This is a genomic window from Streptomyces sp. GD-15H, assembly GCF_045291515.1.
Classification (GTDB): Bacteria; Actinomycetota; Actinomycetes; order Streptomycetales; family Streptomycetaceae; genus Streptomyces.
On sequence record NZ_CP149447.1, the window covers coordinates 6647640 to 6674176 of the forward strand.

Consider the following 26537-nt stretch of genomic DNA (forward strand, 5'->3'; position numbering starts at 1 on the left):
GTGGTGTCGTCGGCACCCGGTGGAATCTCTTACTCCGTTTGTGGGGATGCGCTCCTGTCGTCACAACCTTGTCGCACGGACCTTGCCGAATGGGTGGCCATCGGGCCCAAGAGGGGTGATCATGAGGAGACCAGAGCGCACTTCCCATGAGGAGGCACGGGTGGCCGAGACTCTGAAGAAGGGCAGCCGGGTGACCGGCGCCGCGCGCGACAAGCTCGCGGCAGACCTGAAGAAGAAGTACGACGCCGGTGCGAGCATCCGGGCGTTGGCCGAGGAGACCGGCCGCTCGTATGGCTTTGTGCACCGCATGCTCAGCGAGTCGGGCGTCACGCTCCGAGGGCGTGGCGGGGCGACGCGGGGCAAGAAGGCCCCTTCGGCCTGATCCCGGGCGCCGCCCCTCGACCACGATGGTGGCCACCCGGTCGGCCGACTGACCGGCCGGGTGGTTACTGTGCAGTCACTTAGCTGTGCCGCAGGACGGCTCGACGCCGTCGTACGGCGCGGAAGACGACCGCACCCATCGGAGGCGCCCCATGGCTTCGTCCGCCCAGGACCTCGGTCCGGTACTCGACAAGGACGGCGTACGGCTCACCGTCGACGACGCGATCGCCACGGTGACGCTGACCAACCCGGCCAAGCGCAACGCGCAGAGCCCCGCTCTGTGGCGCGCGCTGACCGAGGCGGGCCGGCTGCTGCCGGGCTCCGTCCGGGTCGTGGTGCTCCGGGGTGAGGGCAAGTCCTTCTCCGCCGGGCTCGACCGGCAGATGCTCACGCCCGAGGGAATCGAGGGTGAAACCTCGTTCATCGACCTCGCGCGCGGCGGCGAGGCCGAGCTCGACGCGACCATCGCCGAGTACCAGGAAGCGTTCACCTGGTGGCGGCGCAGCGACCTCGTGTCCATCGCGGCCGTGCAGGGACACGCCATCGGGGCCGGTTTCCAGCTGGCCCTCGCCTGTGACCTGCGGATCGTCGCGGACGACGTCCAGTTCGCCATGCGCGAGACCAGCCTGGGGCTGGTACCGGACCTGACCGGCACGCATCCGCTGGTCGGCCTCGTCGGTTACGCCCGCGCGCTGGAGATCTGCGCGACCGGGCGGTTCGTCACGGCCGAGGAGGCCGTGAGCACCGGGCTGGCCAACCTCGCGGTGCCGGGCGACGAGCTGGACGCGGCGGCGCGGGACCTCGCGGCGGCGCTGCTGGCCGCGCCCCGGAGCGCCGTGATCGAGACGAAGGCGCTCCTGAGCGGTGCCCAGGAGCGTACGTACGAGGAGCAGCGGGTCGCCGAGCGCGCGGCCCAGGGCCGCAGGCTGCGGGATCTGGCCGGTCTCGGCGAGTGAGCAACCAGCGCCTCACCGAGGAAGGACCGGTGAGGCGCTGGGGGTGTCAGTCGAGCGCCGTGACCAGTACCGCCACTGTCGGATGATCCGGCAGGGCGGCCGACACGGCCGAGCGGACCGCTCGGGCCACGTCCACTGTCCGGTGGTCCGCCAGGGCGGCGAGGTCCACGCGTGCGTGGCGGCGGGTCATGGAGGGTCCGCCGGGCGGCTGGTGAGCCGTCAGGTGCACCGGGCGGCCCAGGGGGCTCGTCAGCCGGGACACTCCCGGGACGGCGAGCGCCGCGGCGGCCACCCGACTTTCGTCGGAGCCACCGGGCTCCGGCGCGCCGAACGGCGAGGCGTCAGCCGATTCTTCCGCGGACCCGCCCGTGGACCGGGCGGACCGGTCGTCGGACGGGACGTCGGCCGCCGACCCCGCACCTGCCGCCGACCCCGGTGGGGGCCCGGCCTCCGGGTCCAGCAGTTCGGTCACCCGCAGGTCCACCTCCGCCACCACCAGCCCGATCCGCTCCGCCGCGGCCCGCGACAACACCGCCCGCAGACGGTCCGCCGTCACCGGCAGCGGTTCTGCCGCCGTGGCCGCGAACCGGGCCGTCACCCGCAGCGCGCCCGGTGGCAGGGCGCTCGGCGGGGGCGGCACCACCGGCTCCCCGGCGTCCTGAGGGGCGGCGAGCGCGATACGCAGTCCGGCCAGGCGCACGCCCGGTTCGTCCCGCTCCACCGCGCGCCGCAGGGCGTCCCCGGCGGCCGCTTCGGAGATCCACGCGCCGTCCCGCGGTCCGCCCAGAGGGAGGATCCTGCCCAGCCCCAACTGCTGTCGCACTGTCCGAGTCCACCGGTCTGCCGTCATTCCTCCAGCTTGCCGTATCCCTGGCGCGCTATCACGCAACCGCGCATACGGTGGTCACGTGGACGACGACCGGAAGGGACGTACGCCGATGACCGACATGACGGAGGGCGGCTCGACGAGGGCCACCGACATGGAGAAGACCGTGCCGGACACCTCCGCGCGCCAGGGGCCGGGCGCCCGGCGTGGCGGAGGCGACCCCGCCACCCGTGGCCGCACCACGATCGCCGACGGCGTCGTGGAGAAGATCGCCGGTCTCGCCGCGCGGGACGTGTTCGGCGTGCACGCCATGGGCAGCGGCCTGTCCCGGACCTTCGGGGCCGTGCGCGACCGGGTGCCGGGCGGGTCGAAATCGGCGACGCGTGGCGTGAAGGTCGAGGTCGGCGAGGTACAGACCGCGCTGGATCTGGAGATCGTCGTCGACTACGGCGTGTCCATCAGCGATGTCGCCAAGGCCGTGCGGGAGAACGTCGTCGCGGCGGTCGAGCGGATGACCGGCCTCGAGGTGGTCGAGGTCAACATCGCGGTGAGCGACGTGAAGCTGCCGGACGAGGAGGACGAGGAGCCGGAGAGCCGTCTCCAGTGAGGCGAACCCCTGAGGAGCTGAGGAGCGCATCATGAACATGGCCGTGGTCGGCATGATCGCCGGCATGGCGCTGGGCTTCGCCGGATACTTCGGCGGGTTCGGGGCCTTCGTGCTGGTGGCCGCGTTGGGGGCCATCGGTTTCGTCGCCGGGCGGTTCCTCCAGGGGGACCTGGAGCTCGGTGACTTCTTCCGTACCCGTGACGATCGTCGGCGGTGACACCGGTGAGCACGGCGGAAGACTGGTCCGACGACGCCCGCGTCGTCGTGCCGCCGCGCGAGCGCGGTGCGACCAGGATCGCCGACCGGGTGGTCGCGAAGCTCGCCTCCCGGGCGGCCCGTGAGGCGCTCGGACCGCTGCCCCCGGACGCCGAGCCGCCGCACGCCACGGTCGTCGTCCACCGCGACGACACCGCGCGGATCCGCGTCCACATCGAACTCGGCTACCCCGGCGACATCGGCAGCCGGTGCGGGCAGGTACGCCGCCAGGTGGTCGAACGGGTGTCCGCGCTGGCGGGCATGCGGGTGCCGGAGGTCGTCGTCCAGGTGGAACGGCTGCACCTGGCGGCGGCGCCGGGAGCGGCACGGGGGAGGGTCCGATGAGCGAACCCGGAGCTGTCGAGCAGCCCGCGGGTACCGTCCTGGAGAAGACACCGCCACCCGCGCCGGAGGGCGCCGCGGCCCGCGGCGCCCGGCGTTTCTGGTCGGCGCGCAGGGTCCCCGCGGGCCTGCTCGCGCTGCTGCTCCTGGTGGTCGTGGTGGCGTTCCTGTACGACATCGCCGCGGTGCGCGCCGACCGGCCCGCGATGAGCTGGCGCCGGGAACTGGCCCGCCAACTGGCCGAACGGCCACTGGACGACGTCTGGGTGCTGCTGGGCGCCGGGGTCGCCACCGCCCTCGGACTCTGGCTGCTCCTGCTGGCCCTCACCCCCGGGCTGCGGGCCCTGCTCCCGATGCGCCGCGCCCACCACGACGTACGCGCCGGACTCGACCGGGACGCGGCGGCGATGGTGCTGCGGGACCGGGCCATGGAGATCGCCGGGGTGCAGGCGGTGCGGGTACGGGTGGCCCGCAAGCGGGCCGACGTCCGCGCGGTGTCGCATTTCCGTGAACTGGACGACGTACGGGCCGATCTGGACGCGGTACTCGCCGACGCCGTCAGGGGCCTGGGGCTGTCCCGGCCGCCCGCCCTGTCGGTACGGGTGCGGCGTCCCGGCCGGAAAGGGTGAGGCTGGTGATCAGGGTCGTCAACCGTGTACTGCTCGGGATCGTGGGCCTGCTCCTGGTGGCCCTCGGCGGGTCCGTGCTGGCCATCGGGCTGGGGGCGCCGGCGCCCTCCTGGTGGCTGCACCACGGACGGCACGACGTACTGCTGGACGACGCCGAGCGGACCCGGTGGCGGGACGCGGGCTGGTGGTGGCCGGTCGTGATCGCCGCGCTCGCGGTGCTCGTCCTGCTCCTGCTCTGGTGGCTGGTCGCGGTGGTGCGCCGACGCCGGCCGGCCGAGGTGTTCGTCGACACCGGCGACGGCGAAGGCGCGGTCCTGCGCGGCCGGGCCCTGGAGGCCGTACTCGCCGAGGAGGCGGACCGGCTGGACGGTGTCGACCAGGCCCACGTCCGGCTGACCGGCCGCCGCGGTGCCCCGCGGACCCGCGTCCGCCTCCGTCTGGAACCCCACGTCGACCCCGGCACCGCGCTGAACACCCTCACCACCGGAGCCCTGGCCCACGCCCGCGAGGCGGCAGGCCTGACCACCCTCCCGGCCGAGGTCCGCCTACGAGCGGTCAAACACCGCCCGGAACGCGTCAGCTGAGCACGCCCCCGACCCGCAACCGGACAGGCCCTAGAACCCGTGCCGTGTCCCGCCGTCCACCGGGACCATGACGCCGGTGAGGTAGGAGGCGGCAGGGGAGAGGAGGAAGGCGGCGGCGCGGCCGAACTCGGCCGGGGTGCCGTAGCGGCGCAGGGGGATGAGGGACTGGGCCGCTTGGCGGGTGGCCTCCGGGTCGGCGGAGAGGGCGTCGAGTTCACGGACCCGGTCCGTGTCGATCCGCCCGGGAAGCACGCCCACGACGCGGATGCCGCGCGGGCCCAGCTCGTCCGCGAGGGACTTGGCGAAGCCGGCGAGTCCGGGGCGCAGGCCGTTGGAGATGGTCAGGCCGGGGAGCGGCTCGTACACCGAGCCGGACAGCACGAAGCCGATGACCCCGCCCTCGCCCAGCTCCGCGGCGGCGGCACGGGCCAGTCGTACCGCGCCCAGGAACACCGACTCGAACGCCGACTGCCACTGTTCGTCGGTGGTGTCGGCGACGAACCCGGGCGGCGGCCCGCCCACACTGACGAGGATGCCGTCGAAACGGTGGAACCGCTCACGCGCGGTCGCGATCAGCCGCGCCGGTGCCTGAGGGTCGGCGTTGTCGACCGCCACGCCGACCGCGTTCGGCCCGAGACCGGCGACCGCCTCGGCGACGCTCTTCTCCTCCCGCCCCGTGACGACCACCTTCGCACCGTCCGCGACCAGCTCACGAGCCGCGGCGTTGCCCAGTCCGCGGGTCGCCCCGGTGACGATGTACACCCGGTCCTTCAGTCCAAGATCCATGGCCCTATCCTGCCTCCTCGACCCCGAACAGGGTGAGAGCGGTGTCCACCAGGCCGATATGACTGAACGCCTGCGGAAAGTTGCCCAGCAGCCGCTCATCTTTGGTGTCGTACTCCTCCGCCAGCAGACCCACGTCGTTGGCCAGCCCCAGCAGCCGCTCGAACAGCTCGCGCGCCTGATCCTTCCGGCCCGCCATGTGCAGGGCGTCCGCGAGCCAGAACGAGCACACCAGGAACGTGCCCTCCTTACCGGGCAGGCCGTCGACGGGCGCGGCGTCCGGGGTGTAGCGGCGTACGAACCCGTCCTGCCCCAGCTCCGCGCGGACCGCGTCGATCGTGCCGAGCACCCTGGGGTCGTCGGGCGGCAGGAAACCCACCCGGGGGATCAGCAGCAGCGCGGCGTCCAGTTCACGCGAGCCGTAGGACTGCGTGAACGTGTTCCGCTCGGGGTCGTACCCCTTCTCGCACACCTCACGGTGCACCTCGTCGCGCAATGCGCGCCAGCCGTCGATGTCGCCCTCGAGGTCCGGGCTCTCCTCCAGGGTGCGCACGGCACGGTCCGCGGCCACCCACACCATCACCTTGGAGTGCACGAAGTGGCGGCGGCCGCCGCGCACCTCCCACAGCCCCTCGTCCGGCTGCCGCCAGGCCGTGCGCAGGAAGTCCAGCAGTACCCTCTGCAGGGCCCACACGTCCGGGTGCGGGGACAGGCCGGAACGCCGGGCCAGCGCCAGCGAGTCCACGACCTCGCCGTACACGTCCAGCTGGAGCTGGTTGACGGCGTCGTTGCCGATCCGTACCGGGACGGCGCCGCCGAAGCCGGACAGCCACGGCAGTTCGGCCTCGGGCAGCCGTCGCTCGCCCGCCAGCCCGTACATGATCTGCAGGTCCGCGGGGTCGCCCGCGACCGCGCGCAGCAGCCAGTTGCGCCAGGCCTCCGCCTCGTCCTGGTACCCGGCCGCCAGCAGCGTGCTCAGGGTCAGTGTGGAGTCGCGCAGCCAGCAGAAGCGGTAGTCCCAGTTGCGCACCCCGCCCGGATCCTCCGGCAGTGAGGTGGTGGCCGCGGCGACGATGCCGCCGGTGGGGGAGTAGGTGAGCGCCTTGAGCGTGATCAGGGACCGGACCACGGCGTCCCGGTGCGGACCGGCGTAACGGCACCGGGACGCCCACGCACGCCAGTCGGCGATGCTGTGCCGCAGCGAGGAGTACGGGTCGACCAGCGGCGGGCGCGGCTCGTGGGAGGGGTGCCAGGTGAGGACGAACGCGACCCGCTCGCCCGGACCGACCGTGAACTCGGATTGAGTGCACCGGTCCTCACCCCAGGTGGGCACCTCCGGCACACTGCGCAGCCACACCGAGTCCGGCCCCGCGACCGCCACCCGGTGGCCGTCGGCCTTGCGCACCCAGGGCACCACCGAGCCGTAGTCGAAACGCAGCCGCAGCGTGCTGCGGACGGTCACCTCGCCGCGTACGCCCTCGACGATGCGCACCAGGTCGGGGGCGCGGTTGCGCTGCGGCATCAGGTCGGTGACGCGCACCGCGCCCGCGTCGGTCTCCCACTCGGTGTCCAGGACGAGGGTGTCTTGGCGGTAGGCGCGGCGCGTGGACCGCTCGGCGCCCAGCGGCGCGATGCGCCAGTGACCGTTGGTCTCGTCGCCGAGCAGCCGGGCGAAGCAGGCGCCGGAGTCGAAGCGGGGCAGGCAGAGCCAGTCGACGGACCCGTCCGCGCCCACCAGGGCAGCGGTCTGTTCGTCGCCGATGAGCGCGTAGTCCTCGATACGGTGCACGAAGTGCGGATGCCCGGCCGCCGGGGCGGCAATCAGGGACGAAGCCGGGGGAGAGCGACGACCGTCGCGGTGGTGGTGACGGTGCGCGTGGCCGCACCGTCGCCCGGCGCGCTAGACCGCCGAGGGTTCGGTCTCCTCCGTGTTTGCTGACCCGGCCTCCGCCTGCTCCGCACGCTCCCGTGCTTCGCGGCGGACCAGGATCACCCAACCGATGGGGACACCCGCGGTGAACAGCCACCACTGGACGGCGTACGCCATGTGCGGGCCGATCTCGTCGTGCACGGGGGCGGCGATCTGCTCCGGGGTGTCACCGCTCGGCTCGGGCTCCGTCAGCTCGACGTAGCCGCCGAGGACCTCCTTGCCGAGCCGCTGGGCCTCCAGCTCGCTGTTGATCAGCATGATCTGCCGGTCGGGCAGGCCCTCGAGGTTCTTGATGCCGCTGTCCTCGGTCGTCTGGTCCTGCATCAGCCGCCCGGTGACGGTGATCTCCCCCTCGGGCGGTGCGGGGATCTCGGGGAACGCACTCTGGCTCGGACCGTCCGCGGGAACCCAGCCCCGGTTGACCAGCAGGATCTTGCCGTCCTCGAGGACGAACGGGGTCAGGACGTGGTAGCCGACCTCGTCGTCCGCGTTGGTACGGCGGCGCACGACGACCTCGTCGGCGGTGTCGAAGCTTCCCCTCGCCGTCACCCTGCGGTACAGGTGTTCGTGCTCGACCTTCGCTCCGGGCGAGGTCAGGGACTCGGCGGGCACCGGCTCGACCGCCAGGGAATGGGCGATCACCTGGTTCAGGGCGACCCGGCGCTCATGACGGTGCAACTGCCAGAAGCCCAGCTCGATCATCGTCGGGATGAGCACGAGTGCCAGGAGGGTGAGGATCACCCACTGGCGGGACAACAGGAAGCGGTACACCCCTCGACCGTACAACCAGAGCAGTGGGGTGTATTCAGGCGGGTACGTCCTCACACCCGGTCGACGATCCCCGTCCTTCCCTCCGCACGTGCGCGGTGGGCGTCGCAGTACCCATGGCCCTCGGCCTCCACGCCCCAACCGATGATCTGCACCCGGCGGTGCTCGGCACCGGTGGCCGGCGCTACGGTTCCTCGCGCCGGCCCTCCCGCTCCCCGGCGAACTCGTCCAGTTCGCCGGGGCTCAGCCGTTTCCCCTCGTCGCGCAGGACGACGGGCCAGTGGGCGGTCCGGACGAGCTGCGGCTCCTTGCCGGTACCGGCCCGCTCGCCGAGCGTCTCCACCGCTTCCTCGGCGGCAGCACCAGCGATGTCCCACTTCGCTCCCAAGAGCCCTTGCCGGGCGCTCCCGGGGCAGCGAACGCCAGGTCAGTCGGTCAGCTCTTGGGCACGACCTGCACGTCGATGTCGACCCGGATGGTGGGGCCAACGGCGGCTATACCCCGCGCCAGCATCGTCTGCCAGTTCACCTCGAAGTCATCGCGGTGCAGTTCGGTGGTGACCCGGCAGGCCGCCCGGGCCTCGCCCTGCATGCCGTTGCCGAGCCCGAGGTACTCCATGTCCAGCGTGACCGTACGCGCCACCCCGCGCAGCCACAGCTCACCGATGACGTCCCACCGGTTGCCGCCCCGGGGCACGAACTGGTTGCTGTAGAACTCGATGGTCGGGAACCGCGCCACGTCCAGGAAGTCCGCCGACCGCAGATGGTCGTCGCGCATCCTCATATTGGTGTCGATGGTCGCCGCGTCGATCACCACGTGCATCGCCGTCTGCGCCGCGTCGTCGGTAATCCGCACCACCCCCGCGAAGGAGTTGAACCGGCCGTGCACCCGGGCCAGTCCGATGTGCCGCGCGGTGCAGGCGATCGAGGAGTGCGCCAGATCGATCTCCCAGTCGCCCGGCGCGGGCATCTCCAGCGGCTGTGCCACCTGCAGGGTCACATCGCCGAGTGAAGCGAGGGAGTTCTCGGTGACCGTGCACGGCACCCGGTACGGCATGTACCCCTCGGCGAGCACCGCGAGCCGGTACTCCCCCGCCGGAACCGTGGCCACGAACGATCCGAAGGGGTCCGTCCCGCCCTCGACCAGTTTGCGTCCCACGGTGTCGCTGACCGCGAACCGGGCGTGCGGCACCGGTTCGTTGGCCGGGCTGAGGACCCGGCAGCTCAGCACCCCGGCATTCGAGGGAGTCTGCACAGCTGCCAGGGGGCCCGTCTGATGCTGTTTCGTTCGGCTTGCCAACCAGCGGCCCATCATGTGCGACACCCTCTGCGTAACGTCAAGAACACCGATTGCCGGACACGTATTCGATCACCCTCGAGGCTTTGAATGCAATAGGCAATTACCTTGATGTTTTCTCGGTGAAACAATTGACGCGAATGGGGTTGATCTGGGTGCTCCGAGTCGGGTCGGACAGCGGCGGTCCGGGTGGGACAGACGTGAAGCCCCTGGCGGACGGTTCTCGCCACAAGATCGTCCGCTGGACCAGAGGCTTCACGTTGGTCACCCGTGTCGCCGTGCTCGATGTCCCGCGCCACGCGGTGGAGTGCGTGGCCGGCTGCTGGCCGCCCACCGCCGGATCGGCACGCCGAAAGGCTCGTGGGCGCTGGGCCCCTTCCGGCCGGCCGTGTTCGTGCTGCGCTGGTTCCGCGAAGCCGGCTGTGTGCACTGCCTGGCCCGCGATGCGGGAATCTTGCAGGCCACCGGCTACCGCTACCTGCACGAAGGGATCGACGTCCTGGCCGACCGCGCCCCGAACTGCCCGAGGTCCTGGACCGCTGCCGCGCGCAGGAGATGAGCCACGTGGTCCCGGACGGCGCCTCGCCATGGGTCTCCGCTGCGGAACCCGGCAGCGTCCATGACCTGCGTGCCGCCCGCATCCATGCCGTGCCCGCCCTTTACGCCGGCAGCCCGCAAGGGCCTGTCGACGCCGGTTGCACGGACGCCGGCAAAGGCGTCCACACCCCTTTCCGCCCCCACGACCGGCTTCTGCGTGGCATCCGCGCCCTGGGCGAGCGAGCCGCCACCGAGCTCAAACAGCGATCGCGCGCTGCAGCACGTCGCGATCAGCCCCAGTCGGATCGGACGCGTCGCACAGGCCGCACTCGTCTGCAACACTTCATGGAAGTGAAAACCGCTGAGGAAACGTCACTGGAGCTGATGGAATTGAAGTGACAGTGCTACGCCCGCCACATGTGACGTTCGGTGGGCGTAGCGCTGCCGGCTTGCGAGTGCCTGTCCCGCCTCTGATGATGAGGCTTATGACACGTTGCGAAGTGTGTGGGAATGACTACGCGTTGGCGTTCACCGTCGAGACTCAGGACGGGGCACGTCACGTCTTCGATTCGTTCGCCTGTGCGATCCATCGCATGGCCCCCATCTGCGAGCACTGCCGGGTGCAGATCATCGGCCAAGGCGTCGAGGCGGATGGGCACTGGTACTGCGGCGCGCACTGTGCCCGCGCGGAGGGCAAGGTCGGCATCGTGGACAAGGTGGGTCCTGCTGTGTAGTCGACGGACCCCTTGGAGTTCGGATCAGGGTGCGAAAAAGACCGACTCGGGCCGGGTCGAACCGGCCAGCGCGACCTTTTTGGCCTGCACCGGGTACCAGGTGTCGGGACTGTCGAGGATCGGGTCCCAGTGACCCATGACGATCTCGTCGTCATCAACGTAGGCGATCTCTTCGTCGTGGGTCCGAATGCCCCGGTTTCGCGGGGCGAGGATCATGGCCTCAGTGCCGCCCCGAGTGAAGTGCTTTCCCGTGGCGGTGTTGATCGTATTCTCGGCAGCAAGCCGCTTCATGACCGTGGCCGCTTTGTCGCCGGCGATGCGTTTCTCCACGGTCTTCTTCCTGATCCTGGAATTCTTGGGGTCGAGTTTTCTCGGGTTGTCTTCGAGCCGGCCGAACAGGACGCCCTTGCACTCCTCCTCGGCTGCTTCCTCGGGAGTGAGCAGCCCTGCCTTCATACGTCGCCATGCGCCGCAGGGTGCGCCCGTGAGTCCGGTGCGGGCGAGTGGGTGGCGGGCGAGTCGCCGGTAATCACCCGTCCCTACGGTCGTCCGCCCTCCGGCGGGCAGGCGGACGGCGCCGCCCCTCGGCGCGCGGACGGCACCCTGCTCGCCGTCGGCTCGGTCAGCGCTCCGACGCGGGTTCGACGTCACCGAGCAGCTGGCCGAAGGCCGCCTCGTCCACGACCGGGGTGCCGTACTGCCGGGCCTTGACCACCTTGGACGTGCCCGAGTCCGGATCGTTGGTGACGAGGAGGCTGGTCAGCCGGGACAGGCTGGTGGCGACATGCAGCCCGGCCTCGGTCGCCCGGTCCTCCAGCAGGTCCCGCTCCACGGAGGTGTCACCGGAGAACGCGACCCGCATGCCCTGCTTGAGCGGCTCGCCCGGCCGGTACCGGCCCGGGTTGGGGTAGGGGCAGGCGGGCCGTTTGCGGGAGGGGCGCCAGCTGGTGGGCCGATGACCGCCGCCGTACCCGGCCTGCTGTCCGATGCCGGGCCGGTCGGTCCACTCCGTCAGCGGCAGGCACTCGTGCAGCGGCAGCCGTATCCCGCTCACCGCCGCGGCCCGCAGGCTGGGCCGGAACGCCTCCGCCAGCACCCGCGCGTCGTCCAGCGCGTGGTGCGCGCGCCGCTGCACCACACCGAAATGCGCGGCGAGCGACTCCAGTTTGTGGTTGGGCAGCGGCAGCCGGAGCTCCTTGGAGAGGACGATCGTGCACAACCGCTGCTTCACCGGCGCCTGCGCGCCGGCGCGGGCGTACTCGCGGGCGATCATCTGCCAGTCGAAGACGGCGTTGTGCGCGACGAGGACCCGGCCCTCCAGCCGGGTGGCGAACTCTCCGGCGACGTCACCGAAAAGGGGCGCCCCTTCGAGCGCCTTGCTCGTCAGACCGTGGATCCACACCGGGCCGGGGTCCCGCTCCGGATTGACCACCGTGTACCAGTGGTCCTCGACCTCGCCGTGCGCGTCCAACTGGTAGACGCCCGCGGAGACGATGCGGTCGTCCCGGGCGAGCCCCGTGGTCTCCACGTCGACGACCGCGTATCCCCGCGGATACGAGGCCGGCCAGGCGGTGGGGGAGGACGCTGCGGTCGTGAGGTCTTCGAGCATGGTTCATGAGGATACGGGCCACGACTGACATCCCTGTCTGTCAGGTACCGTGCGGGCCGGTCTGTTCGGATGCCGGGAATGTCCGGACGGGTGTGGCGGGAGCGCCGCCGTGCGGGCCCGTCGCCCGGCCTCACCAGCGGATCGGTACCGGGAGCGCCGTCAGGAGGCCCGACACCGCCACCACCAGGGCCAGCAGATAGGCCTCCGCCCGCGCGGGACCGCGGGCGCTCAGCGGTCCCGCGCGGGCCAGCCGGATCCGGGCCCACAGGGCGAGGGCCGCGACACCGGCCATCAGGATCACCTTCGCGAGCAGGACGCGCCCGTACGCGGTGTCCGTCAACTGCTCCAGGATCGTCCCCGGCGGCATCCGGCGCAGTGAACTGCACACCCCGGTCGCGGTGATGGCGACCAGCAGAACGGCCGCCACGCGCGCGTACAGCCCCAGCAGCACGCCCCCCGCTTCCGAGCCCCGCCACGCCCGCATGGTGCGCAGCGCGTACAGCAGGCCGCCCACCCAGAGTGAGGCGCAGGTCAGGTGAATCAGTGTCAGGCCGGATCCGATCAGCGGGGTGTACTCGGTCTTCGGGTGCGCGCGCAGGGCCTCGGCGGCGACGACCGCGGCCAGCGGCCAGGCCTGCGTGCCCGGACGGCCGGAGGCGGCGCACAGGGCCGCGACGAGGAACGCGTTGACCTCCAGGAGGGCCAGCTTGCCGTCCCGGGAGTCGTACAGGCCGCCCACGTCGATGGCGGCGAGGCTTTCGGGAACCAGGTTGCCGGTGGCCACGACGGAGGCGAGTCCGATGGCGGCCGCGAAACCGACGGCGTTCGCGACGGTGGACCAGCTGCGGGGCACGGCCGGGGGCGCGTGGGGCACGGAAGGCAGGAGCCGTTTCACGAACAGTTCGCCGACGGGTACCGCCAGGGCCGCGAACAGCACCGTCCGCAGCAGGGCTATGCCGCCGGTGCCGGGCGCCGGGGCCTCACCGGTGCCGTGCAGGGCGGGGGGCGGGCCGAGGAGGGGTATCAGCGCCGCCAGCGCCACCAGCACGAGTACGGCGACGGCCGGGCCGGTGCCGGAACGCCGCGCGCCCCTGTGCGCACCGGTCACCCCGGACCTGGGATTCGTCAGAGTCACCCCAGGATCTTCACAAGCGCTCACAGGACGGGCAAGCGTGGGATGAGGAGGCGGGGGGCAATTCGCGCCAAGGTCGGATGTGGCCCTCTGGGCGTGCTCGTACGGCTGCCGACACCGCCCGCGGTCCGTCGTTCCCGACGCCGTCCCCCACCGTCATCCCCACCGCGCGGTGTCGGCCCCCCACGGTCCGGGTGGGCGGGTCCAGTCACGGGGCCCTCCGGCGAACGACACCGGGGGCCGGGCGTACCGCAGCCTCCCCTGCACACTGTCCGCCTCCGTGAGCCATGCGCCGGCGGACCCGCCCGCGACCGGGGCGGGAGCGGCCGCTGCCCCTCCGGTCGGCGCAGGCGTGTGTGCGGCTCCTTCCCGCAGCCAGCCCGCCGTCCGCGCCAGCGCCAGCCCCACGAACCGGCTGCCGCCCTCGTCCGCCTGCTCGGTCAGCGCCCGCAGCACCGCCGCCGCCAGCAGATACCCCGTGCCGTGGTCGAGGGCCTGCGCCGGGAGCGCACCCGGCCGCTCCGCCGAACCCTCGCTCGCCGCGATCCCCGTGGCCACCTGCACCAGGCTGTCGAAGCCGCGCCGGTCGCCCCACGGCCCGTACGCACCCCACGCCGACAGCTGCGCCACGACCACCCCGGGCCGGCGCTCGGCCAGTGCCTCGGGGCTCAGCCCGAGGCGGTCCAAAGACCCCGGCCGGTACCCGGTGACCACCACGTCCGCCGTCGCGAGCAGCTCCTCGAAGACATCCCGGTCGGCCGTCAGATCCAGCAGGGCCGAGCGCTTCCCGAACCCCGTGTCGACGTGCTGGTCGGGGAGTTCGGGCAGCCGCGGGGAGTCGAGGCGCAGCACGTCCGCGCCGAGCAGGGCCAGCGTGCGGGTGGCGACCGGTCCCGCGACGACCCGCGTCAGGTCCAGTACCCGCAGCCCCGCCGCGGGCAGCAGCGGACCGCGGCCCACGGGGGTGAGCACGCGCGCGGGTGCGGCGTCCAGCCGCCCGCGCTCCACCAGCGGACGCTCCGCCACCGCCGCGGCCTGCCCGTGCGCCGCCCACTGCGCGGGCGTCCGCAGCGCGGCGGCGAGTCCCCCGGCGGCGTACACGGCCTCCTCGACCTCGACGGCCGACCGCTCGGCGAGCGCCGCCGCCACCGCCTGTGCGTCCTCGGGCGTGCCCAGCGCGGCGAGCAGCCGGGCCCGGTGGTGGGGGTAGTTGGCGTGGGTGCGCACCCATCCGTCGGCCGTGCGCCAGAAACGCGACAGCGGCGCGAAGGCCACCGGGGCCCGCCCGTCGACCAGCAGATGCCGCTCGCTGACGAACGCCGCAGCCACCGCTCCGTCGTCCACCCGCACCGCGGGCGTCCCGGGCACGCCGGGACGCCCCGTAGGAGCGCGTCCCGAAGGCGTACGCGCCGCCCGCCGCGCGCCCAGTTCGGCCGCGGCCAGCGCGCACGCGCCCACACAGGCGCGCGCCAGCTCCCGTACCGGCAGCCGCGCGGGAAGCACTTCGGGCCGCTCGACGGTCGACACGCGCGTGAGGAGGGCCGGATCGCCGCCCAGTGAGGACCACGCGGCCGCGATGCCGATGCGGGGTTCGGTGTCGGTCATCGGGTTACCTCCGGGGAGACTCGGGCCTTCACATCGGGGTGGGGGTACGGCCCGCGCGAGGGGGGAATCGGATTCCTGCGAACCGGCGTCCAGCACCGCCCGTGCGGCATGAGCCGATCATCGCACTCGGGCACCCGCTGGTGACCTGTCCATGGGCCCACCCGTACGGACCCCGGGACACCGGAAGGGCCGGGCGGATCGCCCGGCCCTTCCACTTCCACAGGCCACGCGGTACGACTACCGCGTCACCGCGTCCAGCGCGTCGACGATGCCGAAGCCGTAGAAGCCGTTGACCCGCTCGCCGCCCTCACACGTCGCGTCCTGCACTCCGTCGCCGTCCTGGTCGTAGGAGGCCGGGCAGCCCGGGTTGTCCGCCTGCGCCTTCAGCAGCGCCTGCAGCATGGCCGGGGTCGCCCGCGGGTGCTTGGACTTCAGCAGCGCGGCCACACCGGCGGCGTGCGGCGAGGCCATCGAGGTGCCCTGGAGGAAGGCGTACCCGTTGTTCGGCATGGTGGACAGGATGCGGCCGTTCTTCGACGGCGTGTCCGGCAGCTGGTAGCGGCTGTCGCCGCCCGGTGCCGCGACGTCCACCACGCGGTTGCCGTAGGTGGAGTAGAACGACTTGGCGTTCTGCCCGCCGGTCGCGCTGACCGTGACCACACCCGGCAGCTGGGTCGGCAGGTCCAGGCACTCCGACGGGTCGATGGTGCGCGTCACCGGCGTGGTGTCGTTGGGGCTGGAGGCGTCGTCGATGGCGTCCGAGGCCAGGTCGTGGTTGGAGTTGCCGGCCGAGGCGACGTGCAGGGTGCCCTTGCGCTGCGCGTAGAGCTGGGCCCGGTTGACCGCGTCGACGATCGCCTTCTGGTCGGGGTCGTCCTTGCAGTTGTACAGCCACGGGTCCACGTAGTAGCTGTTGTTCGTGATCTCGACGCCGTGGTCGGCGGCGAACACGAAGGCGCAGACGACGTTCTCCGGGTAGAAGAGACCGTTGTTCGGGTCGCTCACCTTGATACTGGACACCTTCACGCCGGGCGCGACACCGGCGACGCCGATGCCGTTGCGGGCCGCGGCGATCTCACCGGCCACGTGGGTGCCGTGGTAGTCCTCGTCCGTGTACGGGCGCCAGGCGCCCTCGCTGGTGTCCGCCTTGCCGCCGACGCAGTTGGCCGACTGGGCGGCGGAGAAGTTCGACTTGAGGTCGTCGTGGGTGTCGTCGACGCCGGTGTCGATCACGGCGACGGTCACCTCGCGGCTGCCCGGGTTGATCTGTGCGGCCTGGTCGGCGCCGATCGCCCGCAGGTCCCACTGGTCGGCCTCGAGGGGCTCGCTGCCGGGGACCTTGTCCGAGGCGGCCTTCGTCTTCGCGGCCTCGGCGTCCGTCATGTAGTCGGCGGCGCCCACGTCGGTCGTCCCGGCCGGGGTCAGCGGCGCGGTACGGGTGGCCCCGGCGGACTGCACTCCCCGCGCGGCACGAATCTCCTTGCCGAAGTCCGGGTTCGCCGAGTGGACGACGATCACACCGATCTTGTCGTACGTGACCACGACGGTCCCGCCGGCCGCGGCGATCGCCTTCTTCACCGACGCGATGGTGCGGTGGTCCGCCTTGGTGTTGACGACATACGCCAAGGCGGGCGCGTCCGTCGCCTGCTCCGCCACCGACACCGCCTGCGGAGCTGCCGACGCCGCCACCGGCAGGAAGCCGAGCGAGGCGGTCAGGGACAGCGCGACAGGCACGGCGAGGGCGAGACGGCGTCTGGAACGCAGATCAGCCATGGGATCTCCACATCATCCGGAAACAAAACCACCCGCGGCACAGGTGGTGCTCGGGCAGGTACATGACGGGTGGTGCAGGGTGAAGTTATCCCGTGCTCTCGCCGGCCAACAACGTTTTGCCGTAACGACTTCGGAAAACGTCCCCCGAAAAGAAAGCGCGGACCGTTGAACCGGTGCTCGCGTGGCGCCGTGACGTTGTGCAGGGAGCGCGAGGACACTCGCCCCCGTCCCCGTCGTAACCGCACCCGCAACGCGAGGAGACTCCGTGGCCGCCGAAGCACCACCCCCCTCAGCAGAGGAACACAAACTCCCCACACCCGAGGAGTTCACCGCGGTGCAGGAGAGCGCTGAGTTCGGTGAACTGCGCCGTTCCCACCGCTCCTTCGCCTTCCCCCTGACCGTCGGCTTCATCCTCTGGTACCTGCTGTACGTGCTGCTCTCGAACTACGCGGGCGGCTTCATGGGCACGGAGCTGTTCGGCAACATCAACGTCGCCCTCGTCTTCGGTGTCCTGCAGTTCGTCACCACGTTCCTCATCGCGTGGTGGTACTCCCGGCACGCCGCCGCCAATCTCGACCCCAAGGCCGAGGCCATCAAGACCCGTATGGAGGGCGGCGCATGAGCCCCTCGATCACGCACATCCAGCTCGCCGCGGGCGAGGCGGGCGAGCACCGCCCGCTCATCATCACCCTGTTCGCGCTGTTCGTGGTCGCGACCCTCGGCATCACCGTGTGGGCGGGCCGGCAGACCAAGGACGCCGCCGACTTCTACGCGGGCGGACGCCAGTTCAGCGCCTTCCAGAACGGACTCGCGGTCTCCGGCGACTACATGTCGGCCGCGTCCTTCCTCGGCATCGCCGGCGCCATCGCCCTCTTCGGCTACGACGGCTTCCTCTACTCCATCGGCTTCCTGGTCGCCTGGCTGGTCGCCCTCCTCCTGGTCGCCGAGCCGCTGCGGAACTCCGGCCGCTACACGATGGGCGACGTCCTCGCCTACCGCATGCGCCAGCGGCCCGTGCGCACCGCGGCCGGCACCTCCACCATCGTGGTGTCGATCTTCTACCTGCTGGCCCAGATGGCGGGCGCCGGCGTCCTCGTCTCGCTGCTGCTCGGCATCACCTCCGACGCCGGGAAGCTCCTCATCGTCGCCCTCGTCGGCGTCCTGATGATCGTGTACGTCTCCATCGGCGGCATGAAGGGCACCACCTGGGTGCAGATGGTCAAGGCCGTGCTGCTCATCGGCGGCACCATCCTGATCACCTTCCTGGTGCTGCTGAAGTTCAACTTCAACATCTCCGACCTGCTGGGCAAGGCCGCCGAGAACAGCGGCAAGGGCGCCGCCTTCCTCGAGCCCGGCCTCCAGTACGGCGGGAGCGACATCTCCAAACTGGACTTCATCTCCCTCGGCATCGCCCTGGTGCTCGGCACCGCCGGCCTGCCGCACATCCTGATCCGCTTCTACACGGTGCCCAACGCCAAGGCCGCCCGTAAGTCCGTGAACTGGGCCATCGGCATCATCGGCGGCTTCTACCTGATGACCATCGCCCTCGGATTCGGCGCCGCCGCGCTGATCTCCCAGGACGAGATCATCGCCTCCAACCCGTCCGGCAACACGGCCGCCCCGCTGCTCGCCCTGCATCTGGGCGGCGTCGACTCGGCCTGGGGCGCGATCCTGCTCGCCACCATCTCGGCGGTCGCCTTCGCGACGATCCTCGCCGTGGTCGCCGGTCTCACCCTCGCCTCGTCGTCCTCCTTCGCGCACGACATCTACGCCAACGTCATCCGCAAGGGGAAGGCCACCGAGAAGGAGGAGATGAGGGCGGCCCGCTGGGCGACCGTCCTCATCGGCGTCGTCTCCATCGCGCTCGGCGCCCTCGCCCGCGACCTGAACGTGGCCGGCCTGGTCGCACTGGCCTTCGCGGTCGCCGCGTCCGCCAACCTGCCGACGATCCTCTACAGCCTGTTCTGGAAGCGGTTCACCACCCAGGGCGCCCTGTGGTCGATCTACGGCGGTCTCCTCGTCGCCGTCGGCCTGGTGCTGTTCTCACCCGTCGTCTCCGGCGACCCGACCGCGATGTTCCCCGACGTCGACTTCTCCTGGTTCCCGCTGAAGAACCCGGGCCTCATCTCCATCCCGTTCGGTTTCCTGATGGGCTGGCTCGGCACGGTCCTGTCCAAGGAGGAGCCGGACGTCAAGAAGTACGCGGAGCTGGAGGTCCGGTCGCTGACCGGCACCGGCGCCCACTGACCCGCACCGGCGGCCGGGCCGCGTCGTACGGAGCTCTCCCGGAGCTCCGTACGACGCGGCCGCCGTACATCCCGTCGTCTCGGACCGCTGTGCTTGTCGGTGCCGTCACGTAGGCTCGCAGATAGCCGGAGTACACGTGATCCGAGTGATCCGAGTCGAGGGAGGGGGCCCACGTGCTCATCGACACGTACGGCCGAGTGGCCACCGACCTGAGGGTGTCACTGACCGACCGGTGCAATCTGCGGTGCACCTACTGCATGCCCGAGGAGGGCCTGCAGTGGCTGGCCAAGCCCGACCTGCTCACGGACGACGAGATCGTCCGCCTCATCGACATCGCCGTCACCTCTCTCGGCATCGAGGAGGTCCGCTTCACCGGCGGTGAACCCCTGCTCCGCCCCGGCCTGGTCGGCATCGTCGAGCGGGTCGCGGCCCTGGAGCCCCGCCCCGAGATGTCCCTCACCACCAACGGCATCGGCCTCGGGCGCACCGCGGCGGCCCTGAAGGAGGCGGGTCTGGACCGGGTCAACGTCTCCCTCGACACGCTCCGCCCGGACGTCTTCAAGGCCCTCACCCGCCGCAACCGCCACCATGACGTCATCGACGGCCTGTACGCGGCCCGCGAGGCCGGGCTGACCCCGGTGAAGGTCAACTCGGTCCTGATGCCGGGACTCAACGACGACGAGGCCCCCGACCTGCTGGCCTGGGCCGTGGAACACGACTACGAGCTGCGCTTCATCGAGCAGATGCCCCTGGACGCCCAGCACGGCTGGAAGCGCGACGGCATGATCACCGCCGGCGACATCCTCGCCTCCCTGCGCACCCGCTTCGAGCTGACCCCCGAGGGCGAGGAGGCCCGCGGCTCCGCCCCGGCCGAGCGCTGGCTGGTCGACGGCGGCCCGCACCGCGTCGGCGTCATCGCCTCCGTCACCCGCCCGTTCTGCGCGGCCTGCGACCGCACCCGCCTCACCGCCGACGGACAGATCCGCACCTGCCTGTTCGCCACCGAGGAGACGGACCTGCGCGCAGCCCTGCGCTCCGACGCGCCCGACGAGGAGATCGCCCGGATCTGGAGGCTGGCCATGTGGGGCAAGAAGGCGGGCGCCGGTCTCGACGACCCGTCGTTCGTGCAGCCCGACCGCCCGATGTCCGCCATCGGCGGCTGAAGCGCCGAAGGACCGGGGAGGGGCAGGGCGCGAGGCTACGCCTCTTCGGGGGCCCGCCACTCCTCGAAGCGCACCACGTCCTTCAGGAACCCGCGTACGCCGAGGAACTGCGACAGATGCTCCCGGTGCTCCTCACACGCGAGCCAGGTCTTACGGCGCTCCGGCGTGTGGATCTTCGGATTGTTCCAGGCGAGCACCCACACGGCGGCGGCACGGCAGCCCTTGGCGGAACAGATCGGCGTCTCGGGATCAGGGTCCATCACACCGCCGACCCTAACCCGACCGGCCCAGGGGAAACGGCCGGGAGCACCTGTCACACCCGGAACAAAGGCGACGCCGGGCAGCCACGGGGGGAGCTGCCCGGCGTCGGTCCGTCGCTCCGACGGGGGATGCGGAGCGCGTACGAAGTATGTCATGGGTCACCCCGCCCCCGGCACCGGAACAACATGATTGAGCTGAGCATTTCCTGAGCTTGGCGGGGAAGCGTCTTCCGCTTCCGGCTGGTCATGGTCATGTTCCGAAGGTCATGACGGCTCGGGCCGCTCCGTTCGTGTACCGGGCGTGGGCTCGGCCGCCACATCCTCCGTCCCGGATTCCGCCGCACCGTCATCCGTCCGCGACGGCTCGATCATCGGCCGCACCTGCGTCGCCAGGTAGGTCGACGGCAGCGACGGCGCGTTCTCGCGCCCGGCGTTGGCGATCACCACCGCGATGTACGGCAGCAGCATGCCGAGGGCCAGCGCCACGATCGCGACGTGCCGTTCCACGTTCCAGAGCGTCGCCGCGAGGATGACCGAGATCGTACGAATGACCATCGAGATCACATACCGGCGCTGCCGCCCGCGCACATCGTCGTGGAGGCCCGCCCTGGCACCGGTGATCCGGAACACCTGGACGCTGCCGCCATGCTGCTTCCGCATCACGTTCCACCATCCGCCCGTATCGGACTCTCCCCGCCTCCGACCGTCTCGCGACCGGCCGGGGCGCCGGGCCTGCACAAAGACCACGTTACGCCGCGCCCACACCGCCCACGAGACCGGGGCACCCTGTTCCGCCGCCCGTCCATCCCCCGGGTCCGTCCGCCCTGCCTGCGCCGAAACGCATACGGCGCACCCGACATGCGGCGCAAAGGGTCCGGGCCGACACTGGCCGTAACGCTCGCGTCTAGGCGTACCAGGAGGCAGTCATGGGCTGGTTGTGGGCGATCATCGTGGGATTCGTGCTCGGTCTGATCGCCAAGGCGATCATCCCCGGCAAGCAGCACAGCCCGCTGTGGCTGACCACCATTTGCGGCATCCTCGGCGCCATCGCGGGCAACGCGCTCGCGCGCGGCTTCGGTATCGAGGAGACCGCGGGCATCGACTGGGCCGGCACATCTTCCAGCTGGTGGCGGCGGTCGTCATCGTCTTCGTCGTCGACATGCTCTACATGCAGATGCGGGGCGGCCGCAGGCGTCAGCGGGCCTGACGTACGGGCCCGCCGAGGCGTCGCCCGGTGCCGTCCGAGGTGGTGCGTCCCCGTCGGGTGCCCGGGCGACCGGACGGCGGCGGCTCAGGCGGCCGTGACCTCCACCGCCGCCAGGTTCTTCTTGCCCCGGCGCAGCACCAGCCAGCGCCCGTGCAGCAGGTCCTCCTTCGCGGGGACGGCGTCCTCGGCCGTGACCTTGACGTTGTTCACGTAGGCGCCGCCCTCCTTGACCGTGCGCCGCGCGGCCAACTTGCTGGGCACCAGGCCGACCTCGGCGAACAGGTCGACGACCGGACCGAGCTCGGCGACCCGGACATGCGGCACCTCCGAAAGGGCCGCCGTCAGTGTCCGCTCGTCCAGCTCCGCCAGCTCACCCTGACCGAACAGCGCCTTCGACGCGGCGATCACGGCGGCCGTCTGGTCGGCGCCGTGCACCAGGGTCGTCAGCTCCTCGGCCAGGGCGCGCTGGGCGGCACGGGCCTGCGGACGCTCCGCCGTCTGCCGCTCCAGCTCCTCCAGCTCCTCGCGGGACTTGAAGGACAGGATGCGCAGGTAACGGGAGATGTCCCGGTCATCCGTGTTCAGCCAGAACTGGTAGAACGCGTACGGCGTCGTCATCTCCGGGTCGAGCCAGACGGCGCCGCCCTCGGTCTTGCCGAACTTGGTGCCGTCCGCCTTCGTCATGAGCGGCGTCGCGTAGGCATGGACGGTGGCGCCCGGCTCCAGCCGGTGGATCAGGTCCAGGCCCGCCGTGAGGTTGCCCCACTGGTCGCTGCCGCCCTGCTGGAGCGTGCAGCCGTGGCGCCGGTACAGCTGGAGGAAGTCCATGCCCTGCAGGAGCTGGTAGCTGAACTCCGTGTAGCTGATGCCCTCGGAGGACTCCAGACGCCGCGCGACGGATTCCTTCGTCAGCATCTTGTTGACGCGGAAGTGCTTGCCGATGTCCCGCAGGAACTCGATGGCGGAGAGGTTCTGCGTCCAGTCGAGGTTGTTGACCATCTCGGCCGCGTTCTCGCCCTCGAAGGACAGGAACGGCTCGATCTGGCCACGCAGCCGGTCGACCCAGCCGGCGACGGTCGCCGGGTCGTTCAGTGTGCGCTCGGCGGTCGGGCGGGGGTCGCCGATCTGGCCCGTGGCCCCGCCGACCAGCGCCAGCGGCCGGTGACCGGCCTGCTGGAGCCGGCGCAGGGTGAGCACCTGCACCAGGTGCCCCACGTGCAGTGACGGCGCGGTCGGGTCGAAGCCGCAATAGAACGTGACGGGACCGTCCGCGAGCGCCTTGCGCAAAGCGTCCTCGTCGGTGGACAGGGCGAACAGCCCGCGCCACTTCAGCTCGTCGACGATGTCCGTCACGGTTCTCGTGTCTCCTCGATGATCTTCGGTTCGCCGGTCCTCGGCCGGTCGGGTGACCACCGGGGCGAACGACTACGAGGTTATACGCCCTGGCTGACAGAACTCATATTGAAATCGGGGACGCGCAGCGGTGGCATCGCGGCCCTGGTGAACCAGTCGCCCCACTCCCGGGGCAGCGTCCTCTCCGTACGCCCCGCCTCCGTGGCACGGCCCAGCACATCCACCGGCGACTCGTTGAACCGGAAGTTGTTGACCTCGCCGATGACCTCGCCGTTCTCGACGAGGTAGACGCCGTCCCGGGTCAGACCGGTGAGCAGCAGCGTCGCCGGGTCCACCTCGCGGATGTACCACAGGCAGGTCAGCAGCAGGCAGGGCCCACGATGATCCGTGGCCGCGACCATCTCCTCCAGGGAGCGGTCCTCGCCCCCGTCCAGGATCAGGTTGTCGATGCCCGGGGCCACCGGCAGCCCGGTCAGGGCCGCGCTGTGCCTGCTGGTCGTCAGACGGTTCAGCTCGCCGTCGCGCACCCAGTCGGTGGCCGTCAGCGGCAGCCCGTTGTCGAACACCGACCGGTCGCCCCCGGAGGAGTGGGCGATCACGAAGGGCGCCGACTCCAGCCCCGGCTCGGCGGGGTCGCTGCGCAGGCTCAGCGGCAGCCCGGTCAGCCGCTCGCCGATCCGGGTGCCGCCGCCCGGCTTGGAGAACACCGTGCGGCCCTCGGCCGCGTCCCGGCCCGAGGCCGACCACAGCTGGTAGATCAGCAGGTCCGCGACGGCGGTCGGCGGCAGCAGCGTCTCGTACCGGCCCGCGGGCAGCTCGAGCCGCCGCTCGGCCCAGCCCAGCCGCACGGCCAGCTCGGCGTCGAGCGCCGCGGGGTCGACGTCCTCGAAGTCCCGCGTGGCACGGCCCGCCCACGCCGAGCGGGTACGGTCCGGCGACTTGGCGTTCAGCTCCAACGTCCCGCCCGGCTGGTCGTGCCGCAGCCGCAGCCCCGTGGACGTACCGAGGTAGCTGGAGACCAGCTCGTGGTGGGCGAAGCCGTACAGCTCCCGGCCGCCCGCACGCGCGCGTGCGAACGCCTCACCGAGCGCCGGCGCGAAGTCGGCGAACACGGCGGAGGAGGTCTCCGCGGGCGCCTCCGTGAATTCGGGGGACTCAGTCACCCCCGTCACCAGCGGCTGGGCGTCCTCGGCCGGCCCGGCGCCCCGCGCGGCGGCCTCGGCGGCCCGTACCAGGGGCTCCAGTTCGTCGGCGGTCACCGCGGACCGGGACACGACGCCGGACGCCGTACCCTCCCGGCCGTCCACCGTCGCGATGACGGTGAGCGTGCGCCCGCGCGTGACACCGTTCGTGGTGAGCGAGTTGCCCGCCCAGCGCAGGTTGGCACTCGACTGCTCGTCGGCGATCACGACACAGCCGTCGGCCCGGGACAGCTCCAGAGCACGTTCGACGAGCTCGTGCGGCTTGGTGGTGGTCAACGAAGTAATGCCGTCAGGCACACGCGCGCTCATCGGCCCGTCCCCTGCGTGGTGTTCAGAATGCCGACTCCCTTGAAGAGGGCGGACGGGCAGCCGTGCGAGACCGCCGCGATCTGCCCCGGCTGGGCCTTGCCGCAGTTGAAGGCACCCTCGAGGACATACGTCTGCGGACCGCCGACCGCCGCCATGGAGCCCCAGAAATCGGTGGTCGTCGCCTGGTAGGCGACGTCCCGCACCTGCCCGGTGAGCCGCCCGTTCTCGATGCGGAAGAAGCGCTGCCCGGTGAACTGGAAGTTGTACCGCTGCATGTCGATGCTCCACGACCGGTCACCGACGACGTAGATGCCCCGGTCCACGCCCCCGATCAGATCCTCGGTCGACATCCCGGCGGGATCGGGCCGCAGCGACACATTGGCCATGCGCTGCACCGGAACATGCCCGGGGGAGTCCGCGAACGCGCACCCGTTGGACCGCTCGAACCCGGTCAGCCTCGCGATCCGCCGGTCCAGCTGGTAGCCGACCAGCGTGCCGTCCTTCACCAGGTCCCAGGACTGCGCCTCGACGCCCTCGTCGTCGTAGCCGACGGTCGCCAGACCGTGCTCGGCGGTGCGGTCGCCCGTGACGTTCATCAGCTCCGAGCCGTACCTGAGCCTGCCGAGCTGGTCGAAGGTGGCGAACGAGGTGCCCGCGTAGGCCGCCTCGTAACCGAGGGCGCGGTCCAGCTCGGTGGCGTGCCCGATGGACTCGTGGATCGTCAGCCACAGGTTGGACGGGTCGACGACCAGGTCGTACAGGCCCGGCTCGACGCTCGGCGCGCGCATCTTCTCGGCGAGCAGCCCGGGGATCCGCTCCAGCTCGCCGTCCCAGTCCCAGCCGGTGCCCGTCAGGTACTCCCAGCCACGGCCGACGGGTGGCGCGAGGGTACGCATGGAGTCGAACTCACCGCTCGACTCGTCCACCGACACGGCCGTGAACACCGGGTGCAGCCGCACCCGCTGCTGGGTGGTGACGGTGCCCGCCGTGTCGGCGTAGAACTTGTTCTCGTGCACGGTGAGCAGCGAGGCGTCCACATGGTCGACCCCGCGCGCCGCCAGCAGCCGCCCGCTCCACTCGGCCAGCAGCCCGGCCTTCTCCGCGTCGGGCACGGTGAACGGATCGATCTCGTACGAGGAGACCCACGTCCGGTCGGCGTGCACGGGCTCGTCGGCCAGCTCCACCCTCTCCTTCGACCCGGCCGCCCGGATCACCCGCGCCGACAGCTGCGCCATCGCCACGGCCTGCGAGGCGACCTTGGCAGCGGCGTCGAGGGTGAGATCCACCCCGGACGCGAACCCCCACGTCCCGCCGTGCACCACGCGCACCGCGTACCCGAGGTCGGTGGTGTCCGACGACCCGGCCGGCTTGGCGTCCCGGAACCGCCAGGACGCGCTGCGCACCCGCTCCAGACGGAAGTCCGCGTGCTCCGCCCCGAGCGCCCGCGCCCGCGCGAGCGCGGCGTCGGCGAGGGCGCGCAGCGGCAGCGCCAGGAACGACTGGTCGACTTCACGGGGCATGAAGGAGATCTCCCTGGTGCTCGGTGAGCGCGGCGTCTTCGCTGTGAGGGCAGTGAACCACGGCGAGTGACGTGCTGCAGCCACCGCCCGTACCGTCCGTTGACGACACGTGGCTGCTGACGCGGACGGGCAAACTGCAGAAGTCCCCGCCGTCGGCTCCCTGGAGGCCGTGAGGCTGGAGAATTGCACCCGTGCGTCCGTTGTGGCGTCGCGGGCGCAGGTGGTTTTGATTCGTTTGTTCGCCGTATCGGCCCACCGAGGACCTGCGTCCTGTTCTGGCCACCGGACGAGTTCGCCGGACTGCTGCGGCGCTCGCCGTCCGCCGTGGACGCCTACGGTGACGACCAAGCCGGCCATCTGCGGCAGGTCGAGCGCCCCTGCGCGAACTGTCCGTCCAGGGGACCACGCACCTGGCGGTCGGCCGGGGGACGGTGAGCGGCCTCGAAGCGCATGTGAACGACAGCGGCGGAGTCCTCGACACCGCGTCGGCCCGGTCCGCCTACCGGCTGAACTGGCTCGCGGGGGGACA

29 protein-coding genes and 1 pseudogene are annotated in these 26537 nt (G+C 71.4%); 14 read left to right on the forward strand and 16 right to left on the reverse strand.

All coding sequences use genetic code 11. The annotated features are described in order from the left end of the window. Positions 1-160: 160 nt before the first annotated feature. Together WJ438_RS31360 and WJ438_RS31365 are read left to right on the forward strand one after the other, a co-directional pair. Positions 161-382: a helix-turn-helix domain-containing protein gene (locus WJ438_RS31360; RefSeq protein WP_029385158.1), complete on the forward strand. Its 222-nt coding sequence runs from the start codon at positions 161-163 to the stop codon at positions 380-382. A gap of 151 nt (positions 383-533) precedes the next feature. Next, positions 534-1337 (forward strand): enoyl-CoA hydratase/isomerase family protein, encoded by an 804-nt coding sequence (locus tag WJ438_RS31365; RefSeq protein ID WP_406728209.1) that lies wholly within the window; start codon positions 534-536, stop codon positions 1335-1337. 46 nt (positions 1338-1383) lie between these two features. Here the strand turns inward: WJ438_RS31365 and WJ438_RS31370 are convergent, their stop codons facing one another. Further along, complete coding sequence (locus WJ438_RS31370; RefSeq protein WP_406728210.1) at positions 1384-2187, reverse strand: nucleopolyhedrovirus P10 family protein; 804 nt, start codon at positions 2185-2187, stop codon at positions 1384-1386. Between the two features lie 88 nt (positions 2188-2275). Here WJ438_RS31370 and WJ438_RS31375 point away from each other — a divergent pair, with 88 nt between their 5' ends. The 5 genes from WJ438_RS31375 to amaP are packed head-to-tail and all read left to right on the forward strand — an operon-like array spanning position 2276 to position 4580. Beyond that, positions 2276-2770, forward strand: a complete 495-nt coding sequence (locus WJ438_RS31375) for an Asp23/Gls24 family envelope stress response protein (RefSeq protein ID WP_406729865.1) — start codon at positions 2276-2278, stop codon at positions 2768-2770. Positions 2771-2801: 31 nt separating this feature from the next. Continuing rightward, positions 2802-2987: a hypothetical protein gene (locus tag WJ438_RS31380; protein ID WP_406728211.1), complete on the forward strand. Its 186-nt coding sequence runs from the start codon at positions 2802-2804 to the stop codon at positions 2985-2987. After that, on the forward strand, positions 2984-3370 hold the full coding sequence (locus WJ438_RS31385; protein ID WP_406728212.1) for a hypothetical protein: 387 nt from the start codon (positions 2984-2986) through the stop codon (positions 3368-3370). Before WJ438_RS31380 ends, WJ438_RS31385 begins: the two co-directional genes overlap by 4 nt. Beyond that, positions 3367-3996, forward strand: a complete 630-nt coding sequence (locus WJ438_RS31390) for a DUF6286 domain-containing protein (RefSeq protein ID WP_406728213.1) — start codon at positions 3367-3369, stop codon at positions 3994-3996. The genes WJ438_RS31385 and WJ438_RS31390 overlap by 4 nt, the downstream gene beginning before the upstream one ends. A 5-nt stretch (positions 3997-4001) precedes the next feature. Beyond that, positions 4002-4580, forward strand: a complete 579-nt coding sequence (amaP, locus tag WJ438_RS31395; protein WP_406728214.1) for an alkaline shock response membrane anchor protein AmaP — start codon at positions 4002-4004, stop codon at positions 4578-4580. Between the two features lie 30 nt (positions 4581-4610). Here the strand turns inward: amaP and WJ438_RS31400 are convergent, their stop codons facing one another. The 5 genes from WJ438_RS31400 to WJ438_RS31420 form a co-directional block, all read right to left on the reverse strand. Then, the gene (locus WJ438_RS31400; protein ID WP_406728215.1) at positions 4611-5366 is read right to left on the reverse strand and encodes an SDR family oxidoreductase; all 756 of its coding nucleotides are present in this window, start codon (positions 5364-5366) and stop codon (positions 4611-4613) included. A gap of 4 nt (positions 5367-5370) precedes the next feature. Beyond that, positions 5371-7152: a glycoside hydrolase family 15 protein gene (locus WJ438_RS31405; RefSeq protein WP_406728216.1), complete on the reverse strand. Its 1782-nt coding sequence runs from the start codon at positions 7150-7152 to the stop codon at positions 5371-5373. 111 nt (positions 7153-7263) lie between these two features. Next, positions 7264-8064, reverse strand: a complete 801-nt coding sequence (locus WJ438_RS31410) for an SURF1 family protein (RefSeq protein WP_406728217.1) — start codon at positions 8062-8064, stop codon at positions 7264-7266. A gap of 181 nt (positions 8065-8245) precedes the next feature. Further along, entirely contained in the window at positions 8246-8449 is a 204-nt protein-coding gene (locus WJ438_RS31415; RefSeq protein WP_406728218.1) for a hypothetical protein, read from the reverse strand. Positions 8450-8496: 47 nt separating this feature from the next. Further along, the gene (locus WJ438_RS31420) at positions 8497-9375 is read right to left on the reverse strand and encodes a YceI family protein (RefSeq protein ID WP_406728219.1); all 879 of its coding nucleotides are present in this window, start codon (positions 9373-9375) and stop codon (positions 8497-8499) included. A 289-nt stretch (positions 9376-9664) separates the two neighbouring features. On the opposite strand from WJ438_RS31420, the gene WJ438_RS31425 reads away from it, so the two are divergent. The 3 genes from WJ438_RS31425 (at position 9665) to WJ438_RS31435 (ending at position 10628) form a co-directional block, all read left to right on the forward strand. Beyond that, the gene (locus tag WJ438_RS31425; protein WP_406728220.1) at positions 9665-9916 is read left to right on the forward strand and encodes a hypothetical protein; all 252 of its coding nucleotides are present in this window, start codon (positions 9665-9667) and stop codon (positions 9914-9916) included. After that, positions 9913-10293: a hypothetical protein gene (locus WJ438_RS31430; RefSeq protein WP_406728221.1), complete on the forward strand. Its 381-nt coding sequence runs from the start codon at positions 9913-9915 to the stop codon at positions 10291-10293. The genes WJ438_RS31425 and WJ438_RS31430 overlap by 4 nt, the downstream gene beginning before the upstream one ends. Positions 10294-10379: 86 nt before the next feature. After that, positions 10380-10628, forward strand: coding sequence for a hypothetical protein (locus WJ438_RS31435; RefSeq protein ID WP_406728222.1), 249 nt, complete (start codon positions 10380-10382; stop codon positions 10626-10628). Between the two features lie 24 nt (positions 10629-10652). Here the strand turns inward: WJ438_RS31435 and WJ438_RS31440 are convergent, their stop codons facing one another. The 5 genes from WJ438_RS31440 to WJ438_RS31460 form a co-directional block, all read right to left on the reverse strand. Beyond that, positions 10653-11084 carry a recombinase family protein gene (locus tag WJ438_RS31440; RefSeq protein ID WP_406728223.1) on the reverse strand — a complete coding sequence of 144 codons (432 nt, stop codon included), beginning with the start codon at positions 11082-11084 and terminating at the stop codon, positions 10653-10655. Positions 11085-11250: 166 nt separating this feature from the next. Next, the gene (locus tag WJ438_RS31445; protein ID WP_406728224.1) at positions 11251-12237 is read right to left on the reverse strand and encodes a DEDDh family exonuclease; all 987 of its coding nucleotides are present in this window, start codon (positions 12235-12237) and stop codon (positions 11251-11253) included. A 130-nt stretch (positions 12238-12367) separates the two neighbouring features. Continuing rightward, positions 12368-13372 (reverse strand): CopD family protein, encoded by a 1005-nt coding sequence (locus WJ438_RS31450; protein WP_406728225.1) that lies wholly within the window; start codon positions 13370-13372, stop codon positions 12368-12370. A gap of 153 nt (positions 13373-13525) precedes the next feature. Next, entirely contained in the window at positions 13526-14974 is a 1449-nt protein-coding gene (locus WJ438_RS31455; RefSeq protein ID WP_406728226.1) for a CoA transferase, read from the reverse strand. A gap of 237 nt (positions 14975-15211) precedes the next feature. Continuing rightward, the gene (locus WJ438_RS31460) at positions 15212-16747 is read right to left on the reverse strand and encodes a S8 family serine peptidase (RefSeq protein ID WP_406728227.1); all 1536 of its coding nucleotides are present in this window, start codon (positions 16745-16747) and stop codon (positions 15212-15214) included. Positions 16748-17012: 265 nt separating this feature from the next. Between WJ438_RS31460 and WJ438_RS31465 the strand changes: the two genes are divergently transcribed. From WJ438_RS31465 to moaA, 3 genes are all read left to right on the forward strand, one after another. Further along, positions 17013-17369, forward strand: coding sequence for a DUF485 domain-containing protein (locus WJ438_RS31465; protein ID WP_406728228.1), 357 nt, complete (start codon positions 17013-17015; stop codon positions 17367-17369). Continuing rightward, a complete protein-coding gene (locus tag WJ438_RS31470) occupies positions 17366-18994 on the forward strand; it encodes a cation acetate symporter (RefSeq protein WP_406728229.1) in 1629 nt (542 codons plus the stop codon). The genes WJ438_RS31465 and WJ438_RS31470 overlap by 4 nt, the downstream gene beginning before the upstream one ends. A gap of 173 nt (positions 18995-19167) precedes the next feature. Then, a complete protein-coding gene (moaA, locus tag WJ438_RS31475; RefSeq protein ID WP_406728230.1) occupies positions 19168-20157 on the forward strand; it encodes a GTP 3',8-cyclase MoaA in 990 nt (329 codons plus the stop codon). Positions 20158-20192: 35 nt separating this feature from the next. On the opposite strand, the gene WJ438_RS31480 is transcribed toward moaA, so the two are convergent. Then, positions 20193-20417: a hypothetical protein gene (locus WJ438_RS31480; RefSeq protein WP_109383225.1), complete on the reverse strand. Its 225-nt coding sequence runs from the start codon at positions 20415-20417 to the stop codon at positions 20193-20195. A 264-nt stretch (positions 20418-20681) separates the two neighbouring features. Next, positions 20682-21077, reverse strand: a complete 396-nt coding sequence (locus WJ438_RS31485) for a DUF3099 domain-containing protein (RefSeq protein ID WP_406728231.1) — start codon at positions 21075-21077, stop codon at positions 20682-20684. A gap of 266 nt (positions 21078-21343) precedes the next feature. Here WJ438_RS31485 and WJ438_RS31490 point away from each other — a divergent pair. Continuing rightward, positions 21344-21624, forward strand: a pseudogene (locus tag WJ438_RS31490) (GlsB/YeaQ/YmgE family stress response membrane protein). A gap of 84 nt (positions 21625-21708) precedes the next feature. Here WJ438_RS31490 and tyrS read toward each other — a convergent pair. From tyrS to WJ438_RS31505, 3 genes are all read right to left on the reverse strand, one after another. After that, positions 21709-22977, reverse strand: coding sequence for a tyrosine--tRNA ligase (gene tyrS, locus WJ438_RS31495; RefSeq protein ID WP_406728232.1), 1269 nt, complete (start codon positions 22975-22977; stop codon positions 21709-21711). An 80-nt stretch (positions 22978-23057) separates the two neighbouring features. After that, positions 23058-24488 carry a metallopeptidase TldD-related protein gene (locus tag WJ438_RS31500; protein WP_406728233.1) on the reverse strand — a complete coding sequence of 477 codons (1431 nt, stop codon included), beginning with the start codon at positions 24486-24488 and terminating at the stop codon, positions 23058-23060. Further along, complete coding sequence (locus WJ438_RS31505) at positions 24485-26008, reverse strand: TldD/PmbA family protein (RefSeq protein ID WP_406728234.1); 1524 nt, start codon at positions 26006-26008, stop codon at positions 24485-24487. The genes WJ438_RS31500 and WJ438_RS31505 overlap by 4 nt, the downstream gene beginning before the upstream one ends. Positions 26009-26537: the final 529 nt, after the last annotated feature.